The sequence below is a fragment of the Streptomyces sp. NPDC002076 genome, assembly GCF_053593835.1.
In genome coordinates, this window is record NZ_JBSFDI010000005.1 from 246,442 (window position 1) to 260,100 (window position 13,659).

At 72.8% G+C, this 13,659-nt stretch carries 14 protein-coding genes; 4 read left to right on the forward strand and 10 right to left on the reverse strand.

The features are described 5' to 3' along the window. Nucleotides 1-26 precede the first annotated feature (26 nt). The 4 genes from ACWCQS_RS13165 to ACWCQS_RS13180 all read right to left on the reverse strand — a co-directional run bounded on the left by ACWCQS_RS13165 (nt 27) and on the right by ACWCQS_RS13180 (nt 4,525). Complete coding sequence (locus ACWCQS_RS13165; RefSeq protein ID WP_451004516.1) at nt 27-2,201, reverse strand: FUSC family protein; 2,175 nt, start codon at nt 2,199-2,201, stop codon at nt 27-29. 73 nt (nt 2,202-2,274) lie between these two features. Further along, nucleotides 2,275-3,132 carry a 5-oxoprolinase subunit C family protein gene (locus tag ACWCQS_RS13170; protein ID WP_451004517.1) on the reverse strand — a complete coding sequence of 286 codons (858 nt, stop codon included), beginning with the start codon at nt 3,130-3,132 and terminating at the stop codon, nt 2,275-2,277. Then, nucleotides 3,129-3,776, reverse strand: coding sequence for a 5-oxoprolinase subunit B family protein (locus ACWCQS_RS13175; RefSeq protein WP_451004518.1), 648 nt, complete (start codon nt 3,774-3,776; stop codon nt 3,129-3,131). Before ACWCQS_RS13175 ends, ACWCQS_RS13170 begins: the two co-directional genes overlap by 4 nt. Continuing rightward, the gene (locus ACWCQS_RS13180; RefSeq protein WP_451004519.1) at nt 3,773-4,525 is read right to left on the reverse strand and encodes a LamB/YcsF family protein; all 753 of its coding nucleotides are present in this window, start codon (nt 4,523-4,525) and stop codon (nt 3,773-3,775) included. Before ACWCQS_RS13180 ends, ACWCQS_RS13175 begins: the two co-directional genes overlap by 4 nt. An 84-nt stretch (nt 4,526-4,609) precedes the next feature. Between ACWCQS_RS13180 and ACWCQS_RS13185 the strand changes: the two genes are divergently transcribed. After that, nucleotides 4,610-4,783: a hypothetical protein gene (locus ACWCQS_RS13185; protein WP_451004520.1), complete on the forward strand. Its 174-nt coding sequence runs from the start codon at nt 4,610-4,612 to the stop codon at nt 4,781-4,783. Here the strand turns inward: ACWCQS_RS13185 and ACWCQS_RS13190 are convergent. From ACWCQS_RS13190 to ACWCQS_RS13205, 4 genes are all read right to left on the reverse strand, one after another. After that, the gene (locus ACWCQS_RS13190) at nt 4,780-5,328 is read right to left on the reverse strand and encodes an HD domain-containing protein (protein WP_451004521.1); all 549 of its coding nucleotides are present in this window, start codon (nt 5,326-5,328) and stop codon (nt 4,780-4,782) included. The genes ACWCQS_RS13185 and ACWCQS_RS13190 overlap by 4 nt on opposite strands. Nucleotides 5,329-5,435: 107 nt before the next feature. After that, entirely contained in the window at nt 5,436-5,774 is a 339-nt protein-coding gene (locus tag ACWCQS_RS13195; protein ID WP_451004522.1) for a GNAT family N-acetyltransferase, read from the reverse strand. A gap of 261 nt (nt 5,775-6,035) precedes the next feature. After that, nucleotides 6,036-6,761 carry a hypothetical protein gene (locus tag ACWCQS_RS13200; RefSeq protein ID WP_451004523.1) on the reverse strand — a complete coding sequence of 242 codons (726 nt, stop codon included), beginning with the start codon at nt 6,759-6,761 and terminating at the stop codon, nt 6,036-6,038. Between the two features lie 389 nt (nt 6,762-7,150). Beyond that, nucleotides 7,151-8,131 (reverse strand): pirin family protein, encoded by a 981-nt coding sequence (locus tag ACWCQS_RS13205; RefSeq protein ID WP_451004524.1) that lies wholly within the window; start codon nt 8,129-8,131, stop codon nt 7,151-7,153. A gap of 343 nt (nt 8,132-8,474) precedes the next feature. Here ACWCQS_RS13205 and ACWCQS_RS13210 point away from each other — a divergent pair, with 343 nt between their 5' ends. Together ACWCQS_RS13210 and ACWCQS_RS13215 are read left to right on the forward strand one after the other, a co-directional pair. Continuing rightward, on the forward strand, nt 8,475-9,719 hold the full coding sequence (locus tag ACWCQS_RS13210) for an MFS transporter (protein WP_451004525.1): 1,245 nt from the start codon (nt 8,475-8,477) through the stop codon (nt 9,717-9,719). A 60-nt stretch (nt 9,720-9,779) separates the two neighbouring features. After that, nucleotides 9,780-10,703 (forward strand): LysR family transcriptional regulator, encoded by a 924-nt coding sequence (locus ACWCQS_RS13215; RefSeq protein WP_451004526.1) that lies wholly within the window; start codon nt 9,780-9,782, stop codon nt 10,701-10,703. On the opposite strand, the gene ACWCQS_RS13220 is transcribed toward ACWCQS_RS13215, so the two are convergent. Beyond that, the gene (locus ACWCQS_RS13220) at nt 10,696-11,691 is read right to left on the reverse strand and encodes an NADPH:quinone reductase (RefSeq protein ID WP_451004527.1); all 996 of its coding nucleotides are present in this window, start codon (nt 11,689-11,691) and stop codon (nt 10,696-10,698) included. The two genes, ACWCQS_RS13215 and ACWCQS_RS13220, sit on opposite strands and share 8 nt — an antisense overlap. 115 nt (nt 11,692-11,806) lie before the next feature. Further along, entirely contained in the window at nt 11,807-12,997 is a 1,191-nt protein-coding gene (locus ACWCQS_RS13225; RefSeq protein WP_451004528.1) for an acyl-CoA dehydrogenase family protein, read from the reverse strand. A 247-nt stretch (nt 12,998-13,244) separates the two neighbouring features. Between ACWCQS_RS13225 and ACWCQS_RS13230 the strand changes: the two genes are divergently transcribed. Next, entirely contained in the window at nt 13,245-13,631 is a 387-nt protein-coding gene (locus ACWCQS_RS13230) for a DUF2267 domain-containing protein (RefSeq protein WP_451004529.1), read from the forward strand. Nucleotides 13,632-13,659 lie beyond the last annotated feature (28 nt).

Consider the following 13,659-nt stretch of genomic DNA (forward strand, 5'->3'; position numbering starts at 1 on the left):
GGCCGCGGCCGGATCCGGCGGCACGGTCACGGCGTGGGCGGGCCTTGTCCTGGCTCCGGGCTGCCGCGCGCGAGCCGGGTCAGATCGGTCATCAGCGAGTCCAGCCACGACACGGTCGCGTAGTACCGGCGGGGTGCGCCGGGCGGCTCGGCGACGGGCCCGACAAGCCCCGGATCGACCAGCGGAATCGGCCCGGTCGGGGTGTCCGCTCCGGGGTCCAGGGCCGCCGAGATCAGCAGCATCCGCCCGGCCACCCGGTCCCCCAGCCCGCTGAGGGAATCGGCCGCCACGGGGCCGAGGCCGGTGAGCGGCGGCGTCAACAGGCGTTCGGAGCCCCACAGGGTGTGGTGCCCGGCCATCAGCGCGGCCTGCCAGTCCACGGTGCGGGGAGCGGGCCTGCGCGGCGCGCCGCCGAACGGTGTCGGCTCGCTCTGGAACTGCGCGAACGCGGACTCGGCGAGGATGACCGCGCGCTGCAACGACCGGTGCCCGAACACCCCGGACGGCGCGGCCACCGCGCCGCCGCCCGCCACCGAGGCGCCGGTCGCCACCACGATCTCGGCCGCCCTGCGCAGGAGTTCCGCCGACGCGTAGCGCAGCTCGTCATGGGCACCGCGCGGCCAGGCCAGCAGTCCGAAGACGGCACCGATCGCGCTGCCGACCAGCACGTCCAGCATCCTGACCTCCGCCAGCTGCCAGGTCGGCGGGGCCAGCTGGGCGAAGACCAGGGCCACGAGCACGGTGAACAGGCCCTGTGCCCAGCCGACGCCCTTGACCGGCCCCACCGTGAAGGCGAACAGCATCCACACCGGCAGTACGACGGCGTAGACGGCGGTGTCCGTGCCGGCCAGGCTCAGTGCCCCGACGGTGACGAGAGCTCCGGCCAGGGTGCCCGCGAGCGCCAGGCGGATGGTGTGCCAGGTCTCGTCCATGGTGGTCCGGGTCAGGGTGAGCGTCGCCAGCATCGCCCAGAATCCATGGGGCAGCGTGTCCACGCCGGCCACGAGCCGGGCCGCGGTCAGCGCCAGGGCGATACGGACCGCGTTCTGGAAGAACACCGACCGGCGACCGGCGTGGCCGCAGAGCCGGTGCCACCACAGGAGCGGCGCCCGCGTGCCGGCGTACCAGAAGCGGCCTCGCGAGATCTCCACCGCGGCATGCCTTCCGCGTACGGCGAGATCGGCCGCCGTGGCCATGGCGAGCGCGGCGTCGGCGATCTCCAGCACGGCGGCGTGCCGGCGCAGTACGGCGGGCGGGAAGTCCGGCGCGCGAGCGGTTCCGGGGGCCGGGCCCGCGGACACGGCCGACAGGTGCGCGCGTGCCCTGACCAGGTCCTCGTAGGGCACAACCGGCGACGGCCCGGTCCCCAGGCAGTCCGCCGTCGCCGTGGCCAGCCGGGCGACGGCCCGCAGTACGGCGGTCACCTCGGGGCCGGGCTGTCCGCCGGGCGGGACGGGCAGTTGTGCCAGGCGGCTGAGGAGGGTACGCGTGGCGAGGCCGGTGTGGGCGAGGGCGCGGTCGCGCAGGCCTGGCCCGGCCGGGCGTTCCGCCTCCGGCACGGTCAGGGACCGCAGGCTCCGACTGGCCTCCCCGGCCGCGCGGATCTCGGGGCCGGTCAGGGCGTACGGCGGTGCGGCGAGGAGGGTCGCGCCGTGTCCGGCGGTCCGTACGGCGTGGGCGGCCCGTTCCCGGTACGGCGGCGGGCTGGGCTCGGGGAAGATCAGTGCTTCGGCGACGATGAAGAGGACCAGTCCGGTGCTGGTCCCGATCAGTCGCTCGCCCAGCGTGCCGGGGGCGTACGGAGGGAACGACGGGAGGATGTAGAGGAGTTGCAGGCCCGGCGCCGCCCCGGCCGGCCGAGGACCGCCCACGGCGGCGAAGGCGAGCCCGAAGCCGACCGCCAGCATGCCGACGACGGCGCTCCAGGTCCGTACGGACAGATACGTGCCGACGACGACCAGCAGCCAGCACACCGGGAGCAGGCGGAGCACGGTCGCGGCCCGCTGTCGGCCGGTGCCCGGGATCTTGGCGAGTCCGCCGAGTGCCACGGCGGCGAACAGGGCGTAGGTGGCCGCCACAGGACGGTCGAGGCCGTAGCGGAAGAGGTAGAAACCGGCCGCGGCGACCAGCGTCACGCGTACCGCCCGGCGGCCCGAGTCGGCGTAGTCCGCCGGGCTCCGGCGGGCTGGGACACCACCCACCCCTACAGAATCACCCACCTCCGAAGGCCCGGCACCCCGCCGGCCGACGCGGCGGAGAGCGGCAACGGGCGGGTCATCCCAGGGTGAAGCGGATCGGCGTACCGGCGGTGGCCTGCGCGGCAGCCGCGAGGGCGGCCTCGGCGACAACGCCGATCACCGGATAGCCGCCCGTGGTCGGGTGATCGTGCAGGAAGACCACCGGGCGCCCGTCCGGGGGCACCTGCACGGCGCCGAGGACCATGCCCTCGCTCGGCAGCTCGCCGGTCGACACGCGCTCCAGCGCCGGCCCTTCGGTACGCAGGCCGATCCGGTTGCTGTGCTGCGACACGCGGTACGTCGACGAGGTGAGGGTGCGCAGTGCGCCGGGGGTGAACCAGTCGGCGCGGGGGCCGAGCCGCAGCGGCAGGGTCAGTGCGGTGGGCGGCGCCGGCCAGGGAGCGCTGTCGGGAGACACCGGCTGCCGGGCGGGAGCGCCCAGCGGGAGGACGTCCCCGTCGCGCACCGGCGCCGGGCCGAGCCCGGAGAGCAGGTCCGTCGAACGGCTGCCGAGGACCGGCTCGACGGCGATGCCGCCGGCGACGGCGATGTACGAGCGCACGCCCGCCGTCACCCCGCCGGCGTTCAGTACGGCGCCCGCGGGCAGCCGTACGGGCACGCCCCAGGGCGCCGGCCTGCCGTCCACGGTCACCGGGCACGGTGCGCCGCCCACCACGACGGTCACGCCGCGGTCGGGGCGCAGGGCGCAGCCGGTCAACGTGGTCTCCAGGACGGCGGCACCGGGGGCGTTGCCGAGCAGCAGATTGGCCAGTCTCAGGGCGGCGGCGTCGAGGGCGCCGGAGCGCGGCACACCCAGGTGGGCATGACCACGACGGCCGCCGTCCTGGACCGTGGTGAGGGCGCCGGAGCGCACTACGGTGAGCTTGACGGTCATGGCGTGCCTCCCTCCGCCACGAACCGGACGCGCGTTCCCGGCGTGAGCAGGGCCGGTTCCTCCCGGCCGAGGTCCCACAGCGGGGTCGGGTCCGGCATGGTCCCAATCAGCTGCCAGCCGCCGGGGGTGGCACGCGGGTACACCGCGCTGTAGGGGCCGGCGAGCGCGACCGCACCGGCCGGGACCCGGGTGCGGGGTGTGTCACGGCGCGGCACGTGCAGTTCCGCCGGCAGGCCGGTGAGGTAGCCGAAGCCGGGGGCGAAGCCGCAGAAGGCGACGCGAAAGGTGCAGGAGGAATGCCGGGCGGCGACCTCGTGCACGGCGACGCCCCACAGGGCGGCCACCTGGGCCAGGTCGGGTCCGTCGTAGCGGACGGGGATCTCCACGACTCCCCGGTCGTCGGCGGCCCGGGCCGGCAGGTCCCAGTGGGAGATGTGGCGCGCCAGTTCCTCCGGGTGTGTGACACCGTCCAGGAGCACGGTCCGCGCGCCCGGCACGATTTCCGCGACGGGCGGCAGGGTGCCCGCCGCGCGCCGCCGCAGGAGTTCGGCGTGGAAGGCCCCGGCGTGCTCGGCGTCCGGCAGCTCGACGAGGACCGCGTGCCGCCCGGCGAGGCGCATCTGCAGAGACCGGCTCTCCGTCATACGAACGCCCCGACCTCGATCCCGGCCGCCTCCAGAGCCGTGCGCACCCGCGCCGCGATCCGGGCGGCGCCCGGGGTGTCGCCGTGGACGCACAGGGAGCGGGCGGTCACCACGACCGTCGTACCGTCCACGGCCTCGACCGCGCCGTCCATGGCGAACGCCAGCGCGCGCCGGACCACCGTCTCCTCGTCGGTCACCAGGGCGTTCGTCTCGCGCCGCGACACGAGCGTGCCCGCAGGGGTGTAAGCGCGGTCCGCGAAGGCCTCCGGTACGGCGGTGAGGCCCGCCTGCTCGGCCGCGGCCAGCAACTCGGACCCCGGCAGGCCGAGCACCGACAGAGCGCCGCCCGCGAGTTTCACCCCCTCGACCACGGCCGCGGCCTGCTCGGCGTCGTGCACGGTGCGGTTGTAGAGCGCGCCGTGCGGCTTGACGTAGGTCACCTCGGCCCCGGCGGCCTGGGCGAAGACCCGCAGTGCCCCGATCTGGTAGGCCGTCTCGGCCGCCAGCTCGTCGGCCGGTACGTCCATGGCCCGGCGTCCGAAGCCGGCCAGATCGCGGTAGGACACCTGCGCGCCGATCCGGACGCCGCGTTCGGCGGCGAGGTCACAGACGCGGCGCATCACCGCGGGGTCGCCCGCGTGGAAGCTGCAGGCGACGTTGGCGCTGGTCACGACGGAGAGCAGGGCGTCGTCGTCGGTGAGGGTCCAGCGGCCGAAGCCTTCACCGAGGTCTGCGTTGAGGTCGATCACGTCCCGAAACGTAATCGATTGTTGAACAATCCCACAAGGGAGCCGGCGCCTTTGCGCCAGCGGGCTCCGGCGTTCCCAGCCCCTTTGCCGGAGGTCCCGGCCAGCTCCGACGGGGCCGACCCGAAGATCGGCCATCTGCCGGGTCTCACCCTCAGCAGTGCCGCCGCGCTGCGTTCCAGCGCCGTCACACCGGCCACCTTCGCGGCACTGGCCCTCGACGCGGGCTCCACTGCCGCCCCGGCGGGCGTGTCCTGCTAACGGCGGGCGGCGACTCGTTCCACGACCGTTCGCCACGACGCGAGCGGAGCCACCGCCAGGCCCACGACCTTGCCCGCGTCGTCGGCACGGCGCAGTGCGATCGCGGCCGGGAAGTCGGGGTCCGCCGCGAAGGCCGCCGCCTCCGCCGGGGTCATGGGACCGCCCTGGCAGCCGAGTGTGCGGGCGCTCTCCGGCGACAGCGCCAACTGCGGGTCGGCAGCCACGAGGTAGCGTTTGGCCGGGATGTGCGCGGCGACCAGGCGGGCGACCCGCGGCCCCAGCAGCCCCTCGACCGCGGCCGCGGCATGCCTGCCGTGGCCCGCTTCGTCGGCGGGCACGAGGTAGTGGCCGATGTCGTGGACGAGCCCGGCCACCTGCAGCTCCTCGTCGTCCGGGTGGCTCACGGCGAGCAGGGCGGCGACCTGGAGGCCGTGGTCCAGGATGTCCACCGGGTCGCCCGACCGGTCCGGGGTGTCCCAGACGTCCGCACAGTCGGCCAGCAGGGCCATCAGCTCGTCCACGGACGGCAGGGGGTCGTACGTCATGCGCCCAAGCTGCCGCGCCGAGGCGTACGGCAGGTGTCGGCGGGGTGTACGGCCGAAATGGTGCCCTGTCGTGAGGCCGGCCGCCGAGATCGACGGCCGGCCGGGGGTCAGCCCAGTTCGGTGTCCAGCCAGTGCAGGACATCGGGCGTCACGGGGTCCGTGATGTCGGCGAACTCCTCGTGCGTGTTCAGGAACTTGGCCACGTACGGGCAGACGGGCACGATCCGCTTGGCGGCCCCGCGTACGTCGGTGAGTGCCTCCTGGACCAGCCGGGAAGCCAGGCCCTGTCCGGCGAACGCCTCGTCGACCTCGGTGTGGAAGAAGACGCGCTGTTCACCGCGGTCACGGTAGGCGGTCAGTCCGGCGCGCTTGCCGTCGACCAGGATTTCGTACCGGTGCTTGGCCTCATTGTGCTCGACGGTCGGAGCGGCGGAGGGCTGGCTCATGAGATGCCTTTCATCGAACCTCATCATCATTACCGCAGGTCAGCAGCTTGTGGCGCGGCTGCCGGTCAGCAGACCGTGAGCGTGAGTCGCCGCGGTTGATCGTCGTGGCCCAGGATACGTCCGCCAGGTGGGACGGGGTCGTGTGATGCCGTTCGAGGAGTAGGCCACCGAGTGGAAGGCCGTCAGTTCTTGCCGGAGAGACGCCCGATCTGGTTCTTCTTGGTGTTCAGCGCGCTCGCCGGGTCGCAGGTCCACTGGTGGTCAGCGCGCCGGCCGTGGTGGAGACGTTGCTGACGTGTTGCAGATGTACTCGTTCGCGGTGCTCAGGTTGGTGTCGTCCAGGCACTGCCCGCTGTTCTCGCTGGCCGCGACGGTCGAGGTCGTCGTGTTGGACGGCGGCAGCAAGGTGACGGTGTAACCGTCCTTGGCGTTGAGCAGGTTCGCCTCGTCGTCGTGCAGTGCGGTGCCGGAGGCCCAGCTGCCCCGCAGACCGTCGGCGCCGGCTCGCTCCAGACGGCCGTTGGACCAGGCGCCGCCGCCCAGGGACTGCATGGAAGGCGTGACGTACTCGTTGATCTGGTATGGGCGGGTGTTGGTCAACCCGGGCGCCGACAGCGTGGCGTTGGCGCGGCCGACGTCGGTGGAGGGGTCGCCCGGCTCGTCTTGCCAGCTGTAGATGTCGGTGGCGACGTCGTTGGTCTTGACGTCGTTGAGGAGCTGAGTGACGAAGTTGTCGAACTGCGTCCAGTCACCGTTGTCGCCCGGCCAGCCCTGGCTGTGGTCCCGTCCGCGCCCCACAGGTCGTGCGGGAGCAGCACGAACGAAGAAGTGGTCCTGCGGCAGCGAGCCGTCCGGCGTCATGCCGTAGATCATGCTGGACGCGTGGTACGTCGGGGCGCCGCCGGCGGTGGCGAAGTCGACGGTGACGCTGGTGTCCGCGGCCTGGGAAGGGGTGGCGGGCATCAGGGTCGAGGCGACGGCGGCCATGAGGACGGCGACGGACGGGCGGCCATGAGGACGGCGACGGACGAGAGGGCTCGGCGGACGGTGCGGGTGGCGGTTCTGGGGATGGGCGGCGTCAGCCGGCCGCGCCGACCGCCCCGCCCAGGCCAGCCGCCCACCACACCTTCGACCAGGGCGACCTCACCTCCGGAAACGTTGCCAACAGCTCCGGGACCCGAACCGCCTGGCGGGCTACCCGTAAGTCAGCTGATTGACTTCCGATGGCCCCGGACGGCCGAAAACGCTCCGGCATGCGGGGCACCCCAGTAACACATCGGGCGTCGCAGTGGGGCGTACCTGCACAGGGCGGACGCAGCAGGCCCTTCGCCGGCACGCCCGCCCCCGCTCCGCTTGATTCACTGCATTTCAGCAGGTCAACTGGGGTTCCGTCGCGGTTTCAACGGGACCTTGGGAAGCTCGGGCGCGGGCAGCGGGTCACCGTCGTACCCCTTCACCGAACCGAACCGGTCCCCCGACATCCACTCATCACGGGCCTCTACGATCTCTTCATGTGACCGGCAGATGAAGTTCCACCACATGACGATCTCCTCCCCGAAGGGCGTTCCGCCGAGCAGCACCGTCCGCGCGATGTCGTCCGACTCGTTCATCAGCGTCAACGCGGCGGCGCCCGGCGGGACATAGCCCAGCTCCGAGGGTCCGACCAGGGTGTCCGCCAGGCGCACCTGTCCCTGGTCGACCAGGAGGCCGTGCTCGAAGGCCGGGTCCACGGCGAGTGTGAGGGTCGCGCGGGGCCGAAGGACGATCTCGGCGCCGAGCAGCGGCGTGAAGGTCGGCACCGGGGAGACCCGGCCGGCGAGGGAACCCAGGAAGACCCTGATCTCGGCCTCGTCGGTCAGCACCGGCTCGGGTGCGTAGTGCTGGAAGTCCCGTTCGGTGCGGCGGTGTTCCTCCGGCAGCGCCACCCACAACTGCACGCCGTGCAGGATGGTGGTCCGCGGGGTGGAGACCTCCGAGTGACTGATGCCGTACCCGCCCGTCATGAGGTTCAGTTCGCCGGGCCGTACGAGCGCATGGTTGCCCATGCTGTCCCGGTGCTCGATCTCCCCGGTGAACAGCCAGCTCACCGTCTGCAGCCCGGTGTGGGGGTGCGGGGCGACGTCCATGCCGCCCGTCACCGAGACGTCGTCGGGGCCGTAGTGGTCGGCGAAGCACCACGCGCCGATCAGGGTCCGGGCACGCTGGGGCAGTGTCCGGCGTACCGTCATCGCCCGGGGACCGCCGAGGGGCACATCGCGCGGGGTCAGTACGTCGACCCCGGCCGCCTCGCTGGATCGCTCGGCTTCCACCGGGCCACCGCACCGCAGTTCCATGGGCTTCGTTTCGACGTTGCTCACCGTGGACCGCATCCTGGAAGGGTAGTTCTATATTCAACTATCATGCCATGATCCCAGGCGGTCGACACGGGATCTCCATGCATGCCGACTGCCGGCTCGACCGGACGCTCGTAATGCTGACCAAATTACGCGTTCTGTTCGAAATCGGCTGATGCGGCCTTGGCGTACGGGATCGGTCATCTCCAACAGAGATGACCGACATCGCGAATCATCGCGATCAAAGGGGAAGCAGAGGGAGCGGCCCAGCGCTTGTGGTGGTGAGAGCAGCGAAGAAGCCGCTCGATCGTCGCCAGGCATCCCGCCGAGCCGGCCTCACCGGCTCCCGCCCCCGAAGAAGGTCAACGTGCCCCAGCCCCTCGAACTCCGGATCTCGCGTCAGAGTGCGGCCGGCGCCGAGCCCGCACACGGTGTGCCGGGCCGGCTGATCGCGCTGCTGGCCGTCGCCGCCGGCATGACGGTCGCCAACCTGTACTACGCCCAGCCCCTGCTCTCCTCGCTGCGCGAGGTCTTCCACACCAGTACGGCGGCGGCCGGCTGGCTGATCACGCTCACCCAGGTCGGTTATGTGATCGGCATGCTGTTCCTGGTCCCGCTCGGCGACCGGCTGGAGAAGCGGAGCCTGATCACGGCCCTGCTGACGGTCACCACGGCCGCCCTGGTCACGGCCGGGCTGTCCCCGAACTTCCCCGTGCTGCTGATCGCGTCCCTGGTCAGCGGCGCCACCTCGGTCGTCGCCCAGATCCTGGTCCCGTTCGCCGCGAGCCTCGCACCCGACCACGCCCGCGGCCGGATCGTGGGCCGGGTGATGAGCGGCCTGCTCACCGGGATCCTGCTCTCACGCACCATCAGCAGCCTGGTCTCGGACATCGCCGGCTGGCGCGTGGTCTACCTGGGCTCCGCCGTCCTGATGGCCGTCCTCGCCCTCGCCCTGCGCTCCGCGCTGCCCCGGCACGCCCCCACCACGAGCATCCCGTACGTCCGTGTGCTGCACTCCACCCTCCAGCTGGTCCGCACCCACCCCGCGCTGCTGCGCCGTGGCCTGTACCAGGCGGCGATGTTCGGCGCCTTCAGTGCCTTCTGGACCACCGTCTCCTACGTCCTGACCGGCCCCGGGTTCCACTACTCCCCCATCGGCGTCGGTGTCTTCGCCCTGGTCGGGGCCGCCGGCGCGGCCGTGGCTCCGCTTGCCGGACGGTGGGCCGACCGCAAGCTGACCCGGCCCATGACGGGCGCCGCGTTCGTCCTCGCCGCGCTGGCCTTCGGTGTCGCCGGGTTCGGCCGGCACCACATCGTCCTGATGGCCCTCGCCGCCATCCTGCTCGACATGGCCGTCCAGGCCACCCTGATCCTCGGCCAGCACACCATCTACCAGCTCGACCCCCACGCCCGGGCCCGCCTCAACAGCGCGTTCATCGCCACGTTCTTCCTCGGCGGCGCCCTCGGCTCCCAGCTCGGCTCGCTGACCTACCACTCCGGCGGCTGGACGGCGGTGACGGCCCTCGGCGCCGCGCTCCCCGTCCTGGGGCTCCTGTACTGGCTCACCGAGCTCCGGCGGGGAGGCCGGAATCGTGCCCGGAACGCCGCGTAAGGGCTCCGGCGAAGGCCCCGGCCCGGCGAACGGCGTCGGTTGACCGGCCGCGCGCATACGATGCAGCGAAGATCCGAGCCCGTCGTACGGGCACTGCCTCACCGGGAGCGGATGATGGACCTGCGGCAGATGGAAGCCGTCGTCGCGGTGGCGGACGCGGGCGGGTTCACGGCCGCGGCGAGGCGGTTGCATGTGGTGCAGTCCGCCGTCTCCGGCACGGTCCGCGCCCTCGAACGCGAGCTGGGCACCCCGCTGTTCACCCGTAACACCCACCGGGTGGCGCTCACCCCGGCCGGGGAGGCCTTCGTACCCGCGGCACGAGCGGCCCTGCGCGCCGCCGAGGTGGCGCGCGAGGCGGTCGACGCGGCCAAGGGCGAACTGCGCGGGCGGGTGACCGTCGGCATCATGCAGGGCGTCTGGGCGGGACTGCACCACGCGCTGGCCGCGCTGCGGTCGGAGCACCCAGGGGTGGTGGTCCGGCTGCGGCAGGCGGCGGTGACCGACATCCGGCAGGCCCTGCGCGAGGGCACGGTGGACCTGGCGGTGGTGGCGCTGGACCGCCAGCAGCAGCGGGGGCTCGTGACGCGGTTGCTGTCACGCGAGGAGATGGTCCTGGTCGTCTCCCCGCGAAGGAACCTCGCCGCGAGCGCTCCGGAGGGCACCGTCGAACCGGACACGGTGGCGCAGCTGCCCCTGGTGGACTTCACCCCGGGCTGGGCGATCCGCCATGCCGTCGACCGCGCCTTCCGCGCCGCCGGCGTCGACCGCACCACGACCTTCGAGGTGAACGACATCGTCGCCGCGTCCGAACTGGTCCGCAACGACCTGGGCGTCTGCATCATGCCCGAGTCCATCGCCGACCGCTTCCCCGACCTGACGACGTATCGGTTCACCCGCCATGCGCCGAGCTGGAAGGTGATGGTGGTACGGCCGCACGGTGAGCCGCCCGCGGCGGTCGCGGCGCTGCTGCGGCACATCACCTGACGCCGGAGCCGAGGTCCGTGCGCAGGACGGCGCGCCGCCCGTGCAGCTCGCCCTTCTCCATCCGGGCGTGCACATCGGCGGCCGCGGCGAGGGGGAAGACCTCGATGCTGCGCGGGCGCAGCGCGCCCCGGCCGAGGAGGTCGTTGATGTACACGGCGGCTTCGGCGAGTTCGTCGGGTGTCGCGTGGGAGATCACGAACCCCACGATGGAGCGGTCGTTCATGTACAGCGCCCCGGCGGGCAGCACGGGGCGGGTCCGGGCGCCGGCCAGCAGTACCACGCGGCCCCTGCGGGCGAGGAGGTCGACCGTGGTCTCCAGGTCGTTGACCCCGGCCGTGTCCAGGTACAGGTCGAGCCCCGACGGCGCAGCGCCGCGGATCTTCTCGGTCAGTTCCGGATCCCGGTAGTCGAACACCTCGGCCGCGCCCAGCTCCGCGCAGTACCGCGCGTCCCGCGCGGCGGCCGTGGCGAGGACGCGGGCGCCGGCCCGCACCGCCATCGTCACCAAAGCACTGCCGACATGGCCCGCGGCGCCGCCGACCAGCACGGTCTCGCCCACGCGGAGCCGCCCGTGGACGAACAGCGCCAGATAGGCGGTCGCCGCCGGATGGAACGCCGCCACCGCCGCGTACGGATCGACACCGTCGGGCAGGTGGTAAAGCCGGTCGGCCGCCACCACCGCCTGCTCCGCTGCCGCGCCCTGCCGTCCTCCGTGCCCGAGGCTGTTGCACCACACCCGGTCACCTGCACGGAAGCCGGTGACTCCGGGGCCTGCCTCGGCGACCGTGCCGACCAGATCACGGCCCACGACGAAGGGGAAGTCGACCTGCGTGGGGAAGAGCCCCGACCGCACGAACGAGTCCACCGGGTTGACCGCGGTGGCCAGGACGTCCACCAGTACGTCGGTGGGGCCGGGCCGGGGCGCGGCGATCTCGCCGTACCGGATGACGTCGGCGGGACCCAGTTCCTCGATGTACGCAGCACGCATGGCACCACATGGTCCCACTGCCCCGCTGGAAACCCCGGGTGCGCCGGGCCGTCACCAGCGCACCGCGGTGAAGTCGAGGGGCCGGGGCCGCAGTTCGCGGGTCCACGCGGTCGTGTCAACGCCTCGGCTCGGCGCTCTCCACGCCGAGTGCCCAGGCCCCGTAGGCCGTCCCGGTGGTCTCGAAGGAGAAGATCATATGGGAGGCGGCGGTGTTGACGTCGCGCCAGAACCGCTGGACCGGGTCGGACTCGAAATGGCCCGTCGTCCCGGTGCCGCGGAAGAGCCGTTCGACGGCCGACACCGACAACTCGACCGCCAGCGCGAGGTCCCGCGGTCCACGGACCGCCGTCTCGCCCTCCTTGGTCTCCTCGATGCCGTCGGCGACCCGAGCAGCCCGCTGGACGAGGAGCTCCGCGGCGTCCACCTCCGCGGCCGAGCGCGCCAGGTCGATCTGCACCGAGGGCTTGTCGCGCAGCGGGGCGCCCCGCCGGTCGACCCGGCGCAGGTTCTGCTCGGCCGCGGCCCGCACCGCGCCCCGCGCGGCGCCCACCACGGGTACGGCGAGCGGCAGCCCGTTCACCGCGTTCACGGGGACCGTGTGGCAGCGGGCTGCCGAGGCCGTCGCCCGCCCCGCGTTGATGTCCAGCCTCGACAGGGTCAGGTGCTCGGGCACGAACACGTCGTCCAGGACCATGGTGTCGCTGCCGGTCCCGCGCATGCCCAGCGTGAACCAGGTGTCCTTCACGGTGATGTCCGCCTGCGGCACCGCGAAGAACCGCACTTCGCCACGCCCGTCGGGGCCCACCTTGCCGGGCACGGCGGAGCAGGCGAAGACCCAGTCGGCGAAGCGCACCCCGCTGATGTACTTCCACTCACCGCTGAGCCGCCAACCGCCGGAGACGGGCTCCGCCTTGCCGGCCGGCATGAGGGCGCCCGCCATGAGGGCGTCCGGCCCGTCGCCCCAGAGCACCGCCTGTCCTTCGACGGGCAGGTACGCGCCGTACCGGGCCGAGTAGGCGGACAGCGAGGCTACCCAGGCGGCCGACGCGCAGCCCTCGCCGACCAGGGCCACCGCCGAGGTCATGTCCACGAAACGGCCTTCCGTGCCGCCGAAGGCCGAGGGGACGAAGTGCCGGGCGAACCCGGCCTCCCGCACCGCCTCGACCACCTCGGGCGCAAGGCGCCGGGCGGCCTCCATCTGGTCGCTGCACCCCGCCGCGATCTGCGCCACGCGCGGAGCACCGGCGACGACCGGAGCCACGCTCGGCCTCTCGGCAAGGATCGTCGCTGTGCTGTCGCTGAGCATATGTTCGCCACCTCCGTTGGGATGGCCGCAGTCTCTCCGGCCGAGGCCGCGACAGGCCGCACCCGAGCCGGGACCGGCCCGAAATCACCCGACCGGCTTCGCTCCGCCCCCCGGTGAGCGGGAACGACCCGTGCCCTCCGCGCTGGGCGCGCCGACTCCCGCGTCGGAAACCACCCGAAAACCTACAATGACGAGACGGGAAGGGTGCGCTCGCCGTGATGGCCTGCGACGACCTTGGGAGGCCGCCGTGCAATTGGAAGAATTCCTGGCCCAGGTCCGCGACCGGGGCGAGTACCGCAGCCGCGAGGAGACCGAGCACGTCTGTGAGGCGGTCCTGTGGGTGCTCGCGACCCGGATAGCCCCGGAAGAGGCGGACGAACTGGCGGCCCGGTTGCCCGCCCCACTCGACGAGGCCCTGCATCTGGACCGAGGGCGTCCCGAGACGTTCGACTGTGACGAGTTCCTCCGGCGGGTGTCCATGCAGACCGGCGCCCGGCCCCGTACGGCCGAGTGGGACGCGGACGCCGTACTGTCCACGGTGGCCGACGCCGTGCCCGACCGGCAGATCGACCACCTCCTGTCCGGCCTGCCGGGCCGCTACGCCGAGTTCTTCGGAAGGCCGGATCCGAGCTGACACACCTTCCGTGCCGACGGGAAATGCG

Excerpts from the sequence above, each read along its gene's own strand:
- ACWCQS_RS13170 (WP_451004517.1), bottom strand. The coding sequence starts at position 3,132 with ATGACCGTCAAGCTCACCGTAGTGCGCTCCGGCGCCCTCACCACGGTC.
- ACWCQS_RS13195 (WP_451004522.1), bottom strand. The coding sequence starts at position 5,774 with ATGAGCCAGCCCTCCGCCGCTCCGACCGTCGAGCACAATGAGGCCAAG.
- ACWCQS_RS13215 (WP_451004526.1), top strand. The coding sequence starts at position 9,780 with ATGCAGCGAAGATCCGAGCCCGTCGTACGGGCACTGCCTCACCGGGAG.
- ACWCQS_RS13200 (WP_451004523.1), bottom strand. The coding sequence starts at position 6,761 with ATGGCCGCCGTCGCCTCGACCCTGATGCCCGCCACCCCTTCCCAGGCC.
- ACWCQS_RS13175 (WP_451004518.1), bottom strand. The coding sequence starts at position 3,776 with ATGACGGAGAGCCGGTCTCTGCAGATGCGCCTCGCCGGGCGGCACGCG.
- ACWCQS_RS13220 (WP_451004527.1), bottom strand. The coding sequence starts at position 11,691 with ATGCGTGCTGCGTACATCGAGGAACTGGGTCCCGCCGACGTCATCCGG.
- ACWCQS_RS13190 (WP_451004521.1), bottom strand. The coding sequence starts at position 5,328 with ATGACGTACGACCCCCTGCCGTCCGTGGACGAGCTGATGGCCCTGCTG.
- ACWCQS_RS13225 (WP_451004528.1), bottom strand. The coding sequence starts at position 12,997 with ATGCTCAGCGACAGCACAGCGACGATCCTTGCCGAGAGGCCGAGCGTG.